We start from the raw sequence: 14,938 nt of genomic DNA on the forward strand, positions 1-14,938 counted from the left end.
GGTTGATCATGCTGCGGGGGCGGCAGAGGAGCCGGTCATCCCGGGGTTCGGACGGTGCGGGGGGCGGCGAAGGACTGGCGGTCGCCTGACCAGGCCGCTCGGGGTACGGCCGCCTCCAGGCGGTCGAGGTCGGTGGGGGACAGTACGATCTCGGCGCTGCCGGCGTTCTCGGCCAGGCGTGCGGCGTGCCGGGTGCCGGGGATCGGGACGATGTCGTCGCCCTGCGCCAGTAGCCAGGCGAGCGCCAGTTGCGCCGGGGTCACCTCGCGGTCGGCGGCCAGCCGGCGCACCTCGGCGACGAGTGCCTGATTGCGTTCCAGGTTCTCGTCCTGGAACCGAGGGTCGCCGTGGCGGAAGTCGCCGGCCCCGAGGGTGCCGGTGGTGACGGCGCCGGTCAGGAAGCCTCGGCCGAGCGGGCTGTAGGGGACGAGACCGATGCCCAGCCGCCGGGCCGTGGGCAGCACGTCGTCCTCGATGTCGCGCCACCACAGCGACCATTCGTACTGCGCCGCGCTGATCGGGTGGGTGGCGGCCGCCCGTTCGAGCTCGCCGGGGCTCGCCTCGCACAGCCCGAGGTGGCGGACCTTGCCCTCGGCGACCAGGTCCGCCATCGCGCCGACGGTCTCCTCGATCGGCACGTGCGGGTCGACACGGTGCTGGTAGTACAGGTCGATGTGGTCGACGCCGAGGCGGGCCAGGGACGCTTCGCAGTAGGTGCGGACGTTCTCGGGCCGGCCGTCGACCCGTACGCCGTCGTCGCCGCGGATGATCCCGAACTTGGTGGCAAGGACCACCTTGTCGCGGCGTCCGGCGAGCGCCCGGCCGAGCAGCTTCTCGTTGTGGCCCCGGCCGTAGCTCATGGCGGTGTCCAGTAAGGTGACGCCCAGGTCGACGGCCCGGTGCAAAGTGGCGATCGACTCGGTGTCGTCGGCCGCCCCGTAACCCTGGGACATGCCCATGCAGCCGAGGCCTGTCGCCGAGACGGTGAGACCTTCCCGCCCGAGGGTTCGTGTGTTCAAGACGTTCATGACGCCACCGTAGCCACGGCTTATACTGGTATCCACAGGTTGTTTTTCCTAGTAATGAAAGTACCAGGATGTCCCACTCCGCGATCCGGGCGAAAGAGCTGGGGGACCTGCTGCGTTCCCGCCGCGAGCGGCTCCGGCCCGCCGACGTCGGCCTGCCCGCGGGGACCCGGCGCCGGACGCGCGGGCTGCGCCGTGAAGAGGTGGCCCAGCTCGCGGCCATCTCCTCGACGTACTACACCTACCTGGAGCAGGGCCGCGAGGTGCGTCCGTCGCGCCAGGTCCTCGACGCGCTCTCGGCGGCGCTGCGCCTCGACGCCGCCGAGCGGAGCCACGTCCACGAGCTCATCCACGGCGCCCCGCCCGCCGAGACGCGCGCCGCCGCCGAATCGCTCCCACCCTCCGTCGTCTCGCTGGTCGACCGGCTCGACCCGTGCCCGGCCTATGTGACCGGCCGGTGCTGGGATGTGCTGGCCTCCAACCGGGCCGCCCGTGCGCTGTGGACCGACTGGACGGCCCGCCCACCGGAGGCCCGCAACATGCTCTGGTGGATGTTCACCGATCCCGAGGCCCGGAAGGTCATGGTCGACTGGCCGGGCGAGGCGTCCGCGCTGCTCGGCCGGTTCCGTACAGCCGCGGCACGGCATCCGGGCGACGCCGGCTTCAGCGCGTTGCTCGATCGCCTGCGCGCGGCGAGCCCCGAGGTGCGGGACTGGTGGCCGCAGCACAAGGTCACCCCTCTGAGCTCCGGCACCAAGCGGCTGCGCCATCCAGCCCTCGGAGAGCTCGAGCTGAACCACGTCGTGCTCCAGCTCGCCGACGAACCCGAGCAGAAGCTCGTCACCTTCATCGCCACGGACCAGGACCAGGCCCGGATCTCCGCGCTGCTGCGGTAGGACCGGTCAGGCGGGGGTGGGACGGCGCGGGGTCACCAGGCCGGTCTCGTAGGCGAGGGCCACGGCCTGGGCGCGGCTGGAGAGGGCGAGTTTGGTCATGGTGCGGTTGAGGTGGGTCTTGACGGTGGCCTCGCTGACGCACAGGCGTGCGGCGATCTCCCCGTTCGACAGCGCGTGGCCCACCAGTTCGAGTACCTCCACCTCCCGGCCCGTCAGCGTCTCCAGGTCCCGGGAGGTGTGGACGACCTGGTCGGCGCGGCTGGTGTAGGTCTCGATCAGGCGCCGGGTGACCGTGGGCGCGAAGAGCATCTCCCCGGAGGCGATGGTCTGGATGGCGGTGAGCAGCCGCTCGGGCGGGGTGTCCTTGAGCAGGAAACCCGACGCCCCGGCCCGCAGCGCGTTGTACACGTAGTCGTCCAGGTCGAAGGTGGTGAGGATCACGACCTTCGGCCGGGGCTCGGCGGACTCGGCGAGGATGCGCTCGGTGGCGGCGACCCCGCTCATGCCCGGCATCCTGATGTCCATGAGGATCACGTCGGGGCGGGCCGAGGCGGCCAGGCGTACGGCCTCCTCGCCGGTGGCGGCCTCCCCGACCACCTCGAGCTCGGGCATGGCGCGGATCAGCGCCGCAAGGCCGGCGCGTACGAGGATCTGATCGTCTACGACGAGGACCTTGGTCATTCGGATGTCTCACCGGCCGGAGTAGGAGGATGCTCGTCCGCGGTCGCGGACGAGAGCGGCAGGGTCACGACGACCTCGAACCCGCCTCGCGGCCGGGGCCCGGCCACGATGGTTCCCTTGTAGAGCTTGACCCGTTCCCGCATCCCCATCAAGCCGTGCCCGCCGGAGTCGGTTCCGGATCCCGCCCTGCCCCGGCCGTCGTCGGTGACCCGCAGTTCCAGCTCCGCGGGACGGTACGAAAGGGTCACTTCAGCCCGCGCGGGACCGGCGTGTTTGAGCACGTTCGTCAGGCATTCCTGGACGACCCGGAACGCGCACAGGTCGATGCCCGGCGCCAGCGGCCGCGCGGTCCCCCGTACGGTCACCTCCACGGGCACCCCGGCGGAGCGCACCCGCTCGGCGAGCTGGCCGAGCCGGTCCAGGCCGGGCGCCGGGTCGTAGCTGACGCCGTCGTCCTCGGGTTCGATGCGCAGGACCGACAGCAACCGCCTCATCTCGCCCATGACCTCGCTGCCGGTCTCGGCGATCGTGGCGAGCGCGTCGCGGGCGGTGCCCGGGTCGGAGGTGAAGACGTACCGGGCCAGCCCGGCCTGCACGGAGATGACGGACATGTGGTGGGCGACGACGTCGTGCAGCTCGCGGGCGATGCGCACCCGTTCCTGGGTGACCGCGCGCCGCGCCATGTCCTCCTGGTCGTGCCTGAGCCGCTCGGACAGGCTCTCCAGGCTGTGGCTCTTCTCGGTGAGGGTCCGCGCGGTGTTGCCGAAGCCCCAGGCGACGCCGATCAGGACGCACGCCTGCACCGTTCCCGCCAGCAGGAGGCTGGCCGGCACGGTGAGAAAGGTGTGCGCCCACATGGCCAGGGTGATCGCCGCGCCCACGGCCGTAACGCCGGGCGCCCGCCGGGCGGCGACCGTGTAGAGGGCCAGTAGCGGCGGCATGGTGTTGAACCCGTAGTAGTAGCCCAGCGCGTGGTAGACGAATGCCGCGCCGCAACTGACCAGCAGGATCGTGAACGGTGCCCGCCTGCGTAACGCGAGCGGGAGGTTCACCACGACGCTCAGGGCCATGGACACCCGGTCCGGCGGCAGGTACGCGAATCCCGCCGCGGGGTCCCCCAGTCCGAGCATCTCCGGATTCCGGGCCACCACCGCTTCGAACGCCAAGGTCATGCCGGTGATCACGACGGCGAGCGCGGTGTCGGCGACGAGCGGGTTCATCGCGGCGATCCGCCGCACCGACTCCACCGCCCTTGTCACCATCGGCGCATGGTAACCGCCCGGGCACCGATTCCTCGTCCTCCGCGGGATTGAGGACCCCTGCCACGAAGGTTACGGGCCCGGGGTCACGTACCACGAGGGTTTACCCGCGACGGCACCTGAGGCCTCCCAGAACATCAATCCGGTGCTGGACGACCCGGGGACCCGGCGTCCGTAGCGTCCTGCGCAGAAGCCGGCCGGCCATCGTGGACCGGATCTCCCGAAGGAGAACGCGTTGCGTCGTCCCCGTATCCCCCGTCATGCGCTGCGCGCCGTAGCGGCGGCGGCCCTGCTTCTCGCGTCGCCGGGTCTTCCCGGCGCGGCCCTGGCGAGCGCCGGAAACGCTGGAACAGCCGGAACAGCCGGAACAGCCGGACAGCCCGAGCCTGTGGAGCGGACCGAGGCGGCTGCCGTCGAGCTGGCCCGGGACTCGGGCCGCAGGGTCGAGGTGATGGCGCTGCGCACCGAGAACCGCCAGGTGTTCGCGAACCCCGACGGCAGCCGCACCTCCGAGACCGCCGCGCTGCCCGAGCGCGTACGACGCGGCACCGGCTGGGCCGACGTGGACACGACGTTGCGCTTCGCGGCGGACGGCACCGTCCAGCCGGTCGCCACCGTGCTCGACCTGGCCTTCTCCGGCGGCGGCACGGCCCCGCTGGCGACCATCGGCGACCAGGGCCGTTCGGTCGCGATGACCTGGCCGGGCGCGTTGCCGAAGCCGGTGCTGGAGGGGGACACCGCGACGTACGGGTCGGTGCTCCCGGGGGTCGACCTGAAGGTCACCGCCTCGGTGCTCGGGTACTCCGAGGTGCTGGTGGTGAAGACGCGGGAGGCCGCCGCGAACCCGGCGCTGGCGAAGATCCGGTTCGGGACGAGCGGCACCGGGGTCTCTGTGCGCGCGACCCCGGCGGGCGGGCTGAGCGCGGTGACCGGGGACGGCACCGCCGTGTTCCACTCACCGGCGCCGCGCATGTGGGACTCGTCCGGGTCCGTCCTGGCCCGTCCCCTCACCGACGCGCCGAAGCTCGACGGCCGGCAGGCGCTGATGGGCGTCCGGGCCGCGCCCGGCGAGGTGACGCTGACCCCGGACCAGGCGCTGCTCACCGGCCCGGACACCACCTACCCGGTGTACATCGACCCGCAGTGGTCCGGTTCCAAGCAGGCCTGGACGTACGTGGACCGCGCGTTCCCGAGCCAGGAGTACTGGAACTCCAGCCACATGGCGGAGGCCGGGAACTACGGAAGCGGGATCAAGCGGTCGTTCTTCCGGATGGACTCCAACAACGTCAACGGCAAGCACGTGCTCAAGGCGACGTTCCGGATCAACCAGATCAAGTCGTGGGGCTGCACCTCCGACCCGCAGGCCGTGCAGCTGTGGCTCACCAGCGGGATCTCCTCGTCCACGACGTGGAACCACCAGCCGTCCTGGTCGGACTGGCAGGACAGCGTGTCCTCCGACGCCGGATACAGCTCCTCCTGCCCCGACAAGGGCGTCGAGTTCAACGTCACGGCCACCATCGTGAAGGCCGCCAAGTCGGGCTGGCCGAACACCACGTTCGGGCTGAAGGACTACGACGACACCGGCAGCGGCACGTGGGGGTGGAAGGGGTTCAGCAGCGCCCCGAAGCTGGTCATCGACTACAACACGCCGCCCTCGGCGCCCTCGGGCGTGAGCACCTACCCGGCCACGCCCTGCGTCACCGGGGCAGGGCGCCCGACCGTCAACGCGGGCGACACCGAGAACCCGATCAGGCTCAAGGCGAAGATCTACGACCCGGACAAGGCCAACGACGGCGTGCGCGCCGAGTTCGTCCTCCATCACTACAACACCGCGACAGCCGCCTGGGACGACGTCACCACGACGATGCCCGGCGACGGCAAGACCGCCTACAAGTACACGACAGCGGCGACCGACCACTCCGTGACCCTGTCCGGCCTGGTCAACGGGCAGGCGTACTCGTACAGGGTGAAGGCCTACGACGGCACCGACTCCAGCGCGTGGAGCGCCTGGTGCGAGTTCACGGTCGACACCGTGGACCCGGCGCAACTGCCGAAGGTGACCTCGCCCGACTACCCCGCGGGCACCCCCGACGACTGGAAGGGCGGCGTCGGCTCGGCGGGCGGGTTCACGTTCGCGCCGGGCGACGGCGAGACCGACGTGTCGGCGTTCCGGTTCGCGCTGGACGACCAGAGCCTCGCCACGCCGGCCACGCAGGTCGCGATCCCCGCCGGGCAGACCTCCGTCACCGTCCCGGTCGCACCGCGCCACGACTGGCTCAACGCCCTGTACGTCTTCCCGGTCGACCGGGCCGGCAACGTCGGCAAGACGCCCGCCGTCTACAGCTTCTACGTCAAGGCGGGCGCCGGCCCGGTGGGCCGATGGCGGCTGGACGAGACGGGCGGGACGACGGCGGCCGACTCGGCGGCGGCGCCGCACCCGGTGGCCCTGACCGGGGGCGTCTCCTGGGTGGGCGGCCGGTCCGGGGGCGCGGCGCGGATGGACGGGACGACCGGGTACGGGGCCACGTCCGGGCCGGTGGTGCGCACCGACAAGGGCCTGACCGTCTCGGCATGGGTCCGGCTCACCGGCAAGACCGTCAACTCCTCGGTACTGAGCCAGGCGGGCGCGCGTAACTCCGGCTTCCAGCTGTACTACTCCTCCGGCTACGACCGGTGGATCTTCGGCAAGTACGCCACCGACGTCGACGGCACCGCGCTGGCCCGGGCGACCAGCGCCGCCGCGCCGCAGCTCAACGTCTGGACCCATCTGACCGGTGTCTACGACGCCCCCGCCAAGCAGGTCCGGCTGTACGTCAACGGGACGCTCCAGCCGGCCCCGGCGGCCTTCACGTACACGCCGTGGGACGCGAACGGGCCGCTGCAGATCGGGCGCACCAAATGGGAGGGCGGCTTCCACGAGAACTTCGCCGGCGACATCGACGACGTCACCGCCTGGGACCGGATCCTGTCCGACGACCCGCGCACGGTTAACGACCCGATGCTCGGCAACGAGATCGCGGCCCTGGCCAAGCAGCCGCCGGCCGCGCTCGGCCTGTGGACGCTGGACGAGGGGACCGGCACCGTCACCGCGGACACCTCGGGCTACGGCAGGACCGCCATCCTCAAGGACGGCGCCACCTGGACCGGAGACGGCCTGAACGACACGGCCGCGCTCCGCCTGAACGGCACCACCGCCTTCGCGTCCGCTCCGACCGCCCCCGTGCGCACCGACCACAGCTACACGGTGTCGGCCCGGGTGCGCCTGACCGGTGACGACACCTGCGCCATGCCCACCCACACGCTGACGGCCGTCGCGCAGGACGGTGTCAGGAACAGCGGCTTCTACCTCGGCTACCGGACCTTCACCGAGAACGGCGCCACGGTCTACCGCTGGTCGTTCACGACGGCCTCTAACGACACCGACTCCTTCACCATGACGCACGCCAGGTCCGCCGAGACGGTCGGCTGTTCCTCGCTCGACACCTGGACCCTGCTGACCGGGGTGTACGACGAGGTGGCCAAGGAACTGCGCCTGTACGTCAACGGGCAACTGGCCGACGTCCGGCCCGTCGCGGTGTGGAACGCGGGCGGCGCCCTGCAGATCGGCCGGGTCAGGAACAAGGGGATCTACGTCGACTTCTTCGCCGGCGACGTGGACGACGTCCGCGTCTACGCGGGCACCCTGACCGACCGCCAGGTGCTCAACCTCGCCATGAACCTCCCGATCGACAGCTGAACCCGGCTTTCGCCCGGCATGTCCCGCACCCCCCTCAGTGACGAACCCGGAGGAAAGCCGTGCTCGGTTCTTGGCGAGGCCTGGTCAAGGTCGCCGGAATGCTGGCTGTCGTGGTACCCGCCACGCTGATCAGCCCGGTGGCCGCCCGAGCGGTGGGCGACCCCGCGTGGCACACGGCCCAGGAGCAGCGTCCTGTTCCCGGCCACGAGCTCAAGGCCCGCGCGCCGATCGCGGACCCCGGGGCCAAATACGACCTGACCGGCGCACCGCCGGTGACGTGGCCTTCGCCGGGGACGGCGCTCGTCCGGCTGCCGGCGACCGGGACCCCGGACCCGGCGGGTACGGACGGCGACGGCGCTAGGACAGGGGCGGCGGACAGCGGGAAGGCGCGGGCCGGGGATCTGCCGGTCTGGCTGGGCCCAGCGACCCAGAAGGGCGGCCGGGATCCCGTCGAGGGGGCGGGATCCAGCCGCAGCGCCACGCTCGCGGCAGCGCCCGCCATGCGGGTGACCACGCTGGATCCGCGTACCTGGGAGATAGCCGGGCTGGGCCTGCGGCTGACGCCTCAGGCGGCGCCGTCCGGGCCGGCGCGTATGGCGGTCGAGGTGGATTACTCCGGGTTCCGGTACGCCTACGGCGGTGACTGGGGGTCGCGGTTGCGGCTGGTCCGGTTGCCGGAGTGCGCGGCCACGACACCCGACAGGGCCGAGTGTCAGACCCGGACGCCACTCGCGACGCGTAATGACGTCAAGACCGGCCGGTTGTCGGCCGATGTCGAGTTCGCCTCGGCGGCACCGATGACGCTGGCCGCCGTGGCCGCCCCGTCCGGGTCGGCGGGCACGTACGAGGCCACCTCGCTCTCGCCGTCGGCGACCTGGAACGTGGGCAACCAGAGCGGGGCCTTCTCCTGGTCCTATCCCCTGCGGTTGCCACCGGCCCCGGGCGGGCCGACGCCGAACATCGGGTTCGCGTACTCCTCGGGGAGCGTCGACGGCCGGACGGTGGCCAGCAACAACCAGGCGTCGTGGATCGGGGAGGGGTTCGACTACTCCCCCGGGTTCATCGAGCGCCGGTACAAGCAGTGCGCCGAGGACGGGGTGACGCCCAAGCGGGGCGATCAGTGCTGGCGGTACGACAACGCCACGATGTCGCTGAACGGCCAGGCCACCGAGCTGGTACGCGACGACGCCACGGGCACCTGGCAGCCGCAGAACGACGACGGGGCCAAGGTCGAGAAGCTCGGCGGCGCCGACAACGGGGACAACGACGGCGAGCACTGGCGGGTCACCAGCCCGGACGGCACGCAGTACTACTTCGGGCTGAACCACCTGCCCGGGTGGGCCACCGGCAAGGCCGAGACGCAGTCGACCTGGACGGTGCCGATCTTCGGTAACAACGACGGCGAGCCGTGCCACAAGGACAGCGGGTTCTCCGACTCGTGGTGCCAGCAGGCCTGGCGATGGAACCTGGACTACGTCGTCGACCCGCACGGCACCGTCAGCACGTTCTGGTACACGCCGGAGAGCAACTACTACCGCCGTGACGTCACCACGCTGACCAACGGCGAGCCCAACGGGACCCCGACCCGCTACACCCGCGGCGGCTACCTCAAGCGCGCCGACTACGGCCAGCGCTCTACAACCGTCTACACCGCCTCCGCCCCCGCGCGCGTCGTCTTCGACACCGGCGAGCGCTGTATCCCCACCTCCGCCTTCGACTGCGCCGAGGGCAAGTTCACCAAGGACAACGCCAAGTACTGGCCGGACGTCCCGTACGACCAGAAATGCGACTCGGGCGAGAAGTGCCTGGACAACTACTCCCCCACGTTCTGGACGCGCAAGCGGCTGACCGGCGTCACCACGCAGGTGCTCGTCTCCGGCAGCACCTACAAGGATGTCGACACCTGGACCCTCGACCAGGAGATGCGCGCCCCCGGCGACGGCACCGCGGCCGGGCTGTGGCTGGCCTCGATCCAGCACACCGGCAAGGCCGGCGGGTCGGCCACGCTGCCGCCGGTGCGGTTCGCGGGCGTCCAGAAGCCGAACCGGGTCGACGCCCTGGAAGGCCGGCCACCACTGACCAAGTGGCGCGTCTCGGCGATCGACAACGAGACCGGCGGCGCCCTGTCCATCACCTACTCCGGCGCCGACTGCACCGCGGGCAATACCCCCGAACCCGACACCAACACCCGGCGGTGCTACCCGCAGTACTGGTCGCCCGAGGGCGCCACCGAGCCCATCCGCGACTGGTTCCACAAGTACGTCGTGACCCAGGTGCAGCAGATCGACCGCACCGGCGGGGCACCGGACGTGGTGGACACCTACGAGTACCTCGGCGGCGGCGCCTGGCACCACGATGACGACGACGGGCTGACCAAGGAGAAGTACAAGACCTGGTCACAGTGGCGCGGCTACGGCAAGGTCCGCGTGCTGCACGGCGCCCCCACCGGGCAGCGATCCCAGGCCGAGTTCACCTACTTCCGCGGCATGGACGGCGACGAACTGTCCGGCGGCGGCACCCGCCACGTGACCGTGACCGACTCGGAGGGGGCGGCGGTCGCCGACGCCGAGGCACTGCAGGGGCAGACCCGCGAGCAGATCCACTACGACGGCCCCGGCGGCGCGGAGAAGATGGGAGAGATCACCGGCTACTGGGTCAGGCAGACCGGCAAGCGGGTGCGTTCCTGGGGCACCGCGACGGCGAGCATGGTCCTGGTCGACAAGGTCCGCAGCCGCGCGGCCCTGGCGGCGGGCGGGTGGCGGCGCACCTCGTCCGACACCGACTACAACACCGACGGCCTGATCACCCAGATCAGCGACCTCGGCGACGAGTCGACCGCCGCCGACGACCAGTGCGTCCGCACCACCTACGCCCGCGACGACGCCCGATGGATGATCTCCTACGCCTCGCGGGTGGAGACGGTGAGCAAGGCGTGCTCGGCGACACCGTCCCGGCCCGGCGACGTGCTGTCCGACATGCGCAAGTACTACGACGGCAAGGCCTTCGGCGCGGCTCCCTCCAAGGGTGACGTCACCAAGACCGAGAAGCTCGGATCGTGGAACGGCGGCCCGCAGTACGTCACCCTCGGCAGCACCACCTTCGACGCGTACGGCCGGCCGCTGGTCGTCACCGACTCCGCCGGCGGCACGACCACGACGGCGTACACCCCGGCCACGGGGCTGGTGACCGGCACCCAGGAGACCAACCCGGCCGGCCACGTGACCAGAACCGAGGTCGAGCCCGCGTGGGGCCTCGCCACGGCCGCCATCGACGTCAACGGCAAGCGCTCCGACCTGGCCTACGACCCGCTCGGCCGGCTCACCGGTGTGTGGTTGCCCGGCCGGGCCAAGGCCACGTACGCCACGACCCCGAACATGCGGTTCGGCTACCAGATCCGCACCGACGGGCCTACCGCCGTCTCCACCGCGACCCTGCGCAACGACAGCACCTACATGACCGGGTACGCCCTGTACGACGGGCTACTGCGGGCGCGGCAGACCCAGCAGCCCGCCCCCGGCGGCGGACGACTGGTCAATGACACGTTCTACGACGCGCGCGGCCTGGTGGCCAAGTCCAATGACGACTACTACACCGAGGGCTCCCCGGGTACCACGCTGTGGACCCCGGCCAGCGACGACGACGTCCCCGGGCAGACCGTCACCCTCTACGACGGCATGGAGTGGGCCACCGCGGAGATCTTCCGCAAGCGCGGCACCGAGCAGTGGCGCACCACGACGACCTACGGCGGCGACCGCGTCAGCGTGGATCCCCCTGTGGGCGCCACGCCGATCACGAAGATCACCGACGCCCGGGGCCGTACCGTCGAGGTGCGCCAGTACAAGGGCGACGGGCCCAGCGGCGCCTACGACGCGACCAAGACCACCTACGGCGCGAACGGGCAGCCCACGACGGTAACCGACGCGGCGGGCAGCGTCTGGCGGTACCTCTACGACCTGCGGGGTCGCGTCAAGCAGGTCGACGATCCCGACAAGGGCACCGCGACCCTCGCCTACGACGACCGGACCGACGAGTTGCTGTCGAGCACCGACTCGCGCGGCAAGAGCGTCGCCTTCACCTACGACGTGCTGGGGCGCATGACCGCCGAATACGCCGGCACCGACGCCACCGGCGTCAAGCTCGCCTCCTGGACCTACGACACGTTGCCCGACGGCACGGTGGTCAAGGGCCAGCCGACCTCTTCGACGCGCTACGTCAAGAACTCCGCCACCGGCGGCACTGACGCCTACACGAGTGCGATCACCGGGTACGACAACGCCTACCGGCCCACCGGGACCCAGACCGTCATCCCCGCCGCCGAAGGCGCACTACAGGGCACCTACAGCACCACCACCGACTACAACCTCGACGGCACCGTCCACCGCACCGTGCTGCCCGCCGCCGGAGGCCTGCTCGGCGAGACGATGCTGTACGACTACGACGAGCTCGGCAATCCCACCACCACCCGCGGCCTGACCAACTACGTCACCTCCACGACCTACTCCAAGCTCGGCCAGCTCCTCGACATGACCATGTCCACCGGCGGCAAGCGGGTCAAGGAGACCAACTACTACGAAGAGGGCACCAACCGGCTCACCCGCTCCCTGTTCGAGCGCGAGACGGCCCCGATCTCGATCTCCGACGCCAACTACAGCTACGACGCCTCCGGCAACATCAACAAGATCGCCGACACCCCCTCCGGTCAGAGCGCCGACGTGCAGTGCTTCAAGCAGGACTATCTGCAGCGCCTGTCCGAGGCCTGGACCGCCACTGACGGCTGTGCGGCGAGTACCCCTTCGCAGGCGATCGTCGGCGGTCCCGCGCCGTACTGGCAGTCCTTCTCCTACGACGTGGTCGGCAACCGCACCAAGGAAATCGACCACGCCACGACCGGCGACGTCACCAAGACCTTCACCTACGCCGGTGCCGGCAACCCCCAGCCGCACACCCTGACCTCCGTCGCCTACCAAGGCGGCCCGCGCAACGGCCAGACCGACACCTACGACTACGACCAAACCGGCAACACCACCGAACGCGGAGACGGCCGCGTCCTGGAATGGGACGTCGAAGGCCACCTCGCCAAATCCACCGACCCCTCCGGCGTCAGCACCTACCTCTACGACGCCGGCGGCGAGCGGCTCATCCGCCGCGACCCCACCTCGACGACCCTCTACGTCGCGGGGATGGAGGTCCGACTCGACACGACCACCGGCGCCAAGACCGCTACCAGGTACTACACCCACGGCGACCAGGTCGTGGCCTGCCGGACCAACCAGGGCGTGACCTGGCTCGGCGCCGACAACCACGGCAGCGCCGACACCTCGATCACCGACAACGCCGCCCAGACATCCGACCGCAGGCGTTTCACCCCGTTCGGGCAGATGCGCGGCGTCCAACCCGCGTACTGGCCGGGCGAACGCGGCTTCGTCGGCGGCACCATCGACACCAGCACCGCCCTCACCCACCTCGGCGCCCGCGAATACGACGCCGAAACCGGCCGCTTCATCTCCGTCGACCCCGTCTTCGACAACACCGACCCGCAAAGCTGGAACGGCTACGCCTACTCCGGCAACAACCCGGTCACCACCTCCGACCCGAGCGGCCTGCTCAGGGACAGCGGTGGCTACGTCCCGATCCCGAACCCGAAGGACACCGGGATCATCGGCGCCATGTCCGGCATCTCCGTCGGCGGCGGCCACTACATCCACCACATCCCGCCCGCGACGCACCCCAAGCCGCACTGCGGCACCTGGGACTTCGGGTGCAAGGCCAAGCAGGTCTGGCACGACCACAAGGGCATCATCGTCAACATCACGGTCGCGATCGTCGTGACCGTCGGCTGCGAGGCGGCCACCGGCGGCGCGGGCAGCGTCGGCTGCCTCGCGGCCGGCGGCGCCGCCGGGAACCTGGCCGAGTACATGGTCACCAAGCCCCCGGACCAGTGGAGCCTCGGCGGGATGGTGAAGACCGCCACGGTCGGAGCCGTGATCAACGTGGCAGGCGGCGCCCTCGGCAAGGCAGCCGCCGCCGTCGTCGGCAGGGTCGCCACCACAGCCGCCGGCAAGGTCGTCGCCGGCGCCATCGGAAAAGCCGCAGGCAAGGCCAAATCCGCCATCGGCAAGGGCGGCGCCGCAGCCTCCGAAGGCGCGGAAGGAGCAGCGGCCAAGGGCGCCGGCAAAGCGGCAGGCAAGGGGGGCGAAAACCCCCGCGCCGAGTCCGGAGGGTCCGGCGGCGGCTGCAACAGCTTCGTCGCCGGCACCAAGGTCAAGATGGCCGACGGCACACTCAAGCCGATCGAGAAGATCAAGATCGGCGAAGAGGTCCTCGCCACCGACCCCCTGACCGGCGAGACCACAGCCAAGGCCGTCCTCGCCACCTACTCCGGTCTCAGCTACCTCACCCTCGTCCAGGTCACCGTCGACGCCGACGGCAAGAAGGGCAACGCCGCCGGCACCATCCTCACGACCGAACACCACCTCTTCTGGGACGCCAAGGACCATACCTGGGTCCGCGCCGACGAACTGACCACCACCGACCGCCTCCGAAACCCCGACGGTAAGCCTTTGCCCGTCGTAGCTGCCTCCCTCCGGCAGGACCATCCAGTCGTGTACGACATCACGGTCGACAAAGTCCAGACCTTTTACGTTGCGGCGGCGGACACATCGGTACTGGTCCATAACTGTCCTGTTAACTGGGGACTGCCCAAGGGACCAAGAATCACCGTGTCTACGAACGGCCGGTTAGTGCCGGCGGGTATCAAGGCGGCCAATCGTTTTCTCGGGAAGCGACTGCCAAAGGGAGTCCTATCAGACGATTCCGTGGTCCGGCACGAAACTTTGGATGAACTCACAGAGGATCACGTCAGAACGCGCCTAGGTGAAAACGCCATCCAAGGAGCCAGGGCCATTGAAAAGATCGACCAGACACACGCCGTCGACATGGTGCATTCCCTTCTAGGGATGTTCTTCGGCGCCGGCGGCTGAGTTGGAAGTTGCTCACGGTGCTCGCGAACGTGTCGTAACCTCGCGTAACGGGCGGTCAGAAGCGCGAGTCCAGCTTGTCCAGAGCAACTTGTAGCCAGAGGCGGCCATGATCGGTTCGACCCGGTCGTGGCTGTCAGTCGGCTGAGAAGTTGAATTCGCCGGATTTGGCGCCGGTGATGAAGGCTTGCCATTCGGTGCGGGTGTAGACGATCACTTCGCGGTCGGGGTGGTGGCTGTGGCGTACGGCGACGCGGCCGGTGCCGTCGGTCAAGGGTCCTGCTTCGACGCATTCGGCGTCCCCGTTGGGGCTGTAGGTGCTGATGTGCCAGGCGACACTTGCCAGTTCCTCAGGTGCGGCCAT

7 protein-coding genes are annotated in these 14,938 nt (G+C 70.3%); 3 read left to right on the forward strand and 4 right to left on the reverse strand.

Annotation, left to right across the window (positions count from 1 at the left end; all coding sequences use genetic code 11):
- Positions 1-35: 35 nt before the first annotated feature.
- The gene (locus tag NYZ98_RS04690) at positions 36-1,028 is read right to left on the reverse strand and encodes an aldo/keto reductase (protein ID WP_262841219.1); all 993 of its coding nucleotides are present in this window, start codon (positions 1,026-1,028) and stop codon (positions 36-38) included.
- 68 nt (positions 1,029-1,096) lie between these two features.
- On the opposite strand from NYZ98_RS04690, the gene NYZ98_RS04695 reads away from it, so the two are divergent.
- Complete coding sequence (locus NYZ98_RS04695; protein WP_262841220.1) at positions 1,097-1,921, forward strand: helix-turn-helix transcriptional regulator; 825 nt, start codon at positions 1,097-1,099, stop codon at positions 1,919-1,921.
- A 6-nt stretch (positions 1,922-1,927) separates the two neighbouring features.
- Here the strand turns inward: NYZ98_RS04695 and NYZ98_RS04700 are convergent, their stop codons facing one another.
- Complete coding sequence (locus NYZ98_RS04700; protein ID WP_262841221.1) at positions 1,928-2,602, reverse strand: response regulator; 675 nt, start codon at positions 2,600-2,602, stop codon at positions 1,928-1,930.
- Complete coding sequence (locus NYZ98_RS04705) at positions 2,599-3,864, reverse strand: sensor histidine kinase (protein ID WP_262841222.1); 1,266 nt, start codon at positions 3,862-3,864, stop codon at positions 2,599-2,601. The genes NYZ98_RS04700 and NYZ98_RS04705 overlap by 4 nt, the downstream gene beginning before the upstream one ends.
- A 385-nt stretch (positions 3,865-4,249) precedes the next feature.
- On the opposite strand from NYZ98_RS04705, the gene NYZ98_RS04710 reads away from it, so the two are divergent.
- Together NYZ98_RS04710 and NYZ98_RS04715 are read left to right on the forward strand one after the other, a co-directional pair.
- Positions 4,250-7,597 carry a LamG-like jellyroll fold domain-containing protein gene (locus NYZ98_RS04710; protein WP_262841223.1) on the forward strand — a complete coding sequence of 1,116 codons (3,348 nt, stop codon included), beginning with the start codon at positions 4,250-4,252 and terminating at the stop codon, positions 7,595-7,597.
- 98 nt (positions 7,598-7,695) lie between these two features.
- The gene (locus tag NYZ98_RS04715) at positions 7,696-14,577 is read left to right on the forward strand and encodes a polymorphic toxin-type HINT domain-containing protein (protein ID WP_262841224.1); all 6,882 of its coding nucleotides are present in this window, start codon (positions 7,696-7,698) and stop codon (positions 14,575-14,577) included.
- A 133-nt stretch (positions 14,578-14,710) separates the two neighbouring features.
- On the opposite strand, the gene NYZ98_RS04720 is transcribed toward NYZ98_RS04715, so the two are convergent.
- Entirely contained in the window at positions 14,711-14,938 is a 228-nt protein-coding gene (locus NYZ98_RS04720; RefSeq protein ID WP_262841225.1) for a DUF397 domain-containing protein, read from the reverse strand.

Origin of the sequence: Sphaerisporangium corydalis (assembly GCF_025506355.1) — a bacterium.
Classification (GTDB): Bacteria; Actinomycetota; Actinomycetes; order Streptosporangiales; family Streptosporangiaceae; genus Sphaerisporangium; species Sphaerisporangium corydalis.

Excerpts from the sequence above, each read along its gene's own strand:
- NYZ98_RS04690 (WP_262841219.1), bottom strand. The coding sequence starts at position 1,028 with ATGAACGTCTTGAACACACGAACCCTCGGGCGGGAAGGTCTCACCGTC.
- NYZ98_RS04695 (WP_262841220.1), top strand. The coding sequence starts at position 1,097 with ATGTCCCACTCCGCGATCCGGGCGAAAGAGCTGGGGGACCTGCTGCGT.
- NYZ98_RS04700 (WP_262841221.1), bottom strand. The coding sequence starts at position 2,602 with ATGACCAAGGTCCTCGTCGTAGACGATCAGATCCTCGTACGCGCCGGC.
- NYZ98_RS04705 (WP_262841222.1), bottom strand. The coding sequence starts at position 3,864 with ATGGTGACAAGGGCGGTGGAGTCGGTGCGGCGGATCGCCGCGATGAAC.
- NYZ98_RS04715 (WP_262841224.1), top strand. The coding sequence starts at position 7,696 with ATGCTGGCTGTCGTGGTACCCGCCACGCTGATCAGCCCGGTGGCCGCC.
- NYZ98_RS04720 (WP_262841225.1), bottom strand. The coding sequence starts at position 14,938 with ATGGCCGCACCTGAGGAACTGGCAAGTGTCGCCTGGCACATCAGCACC.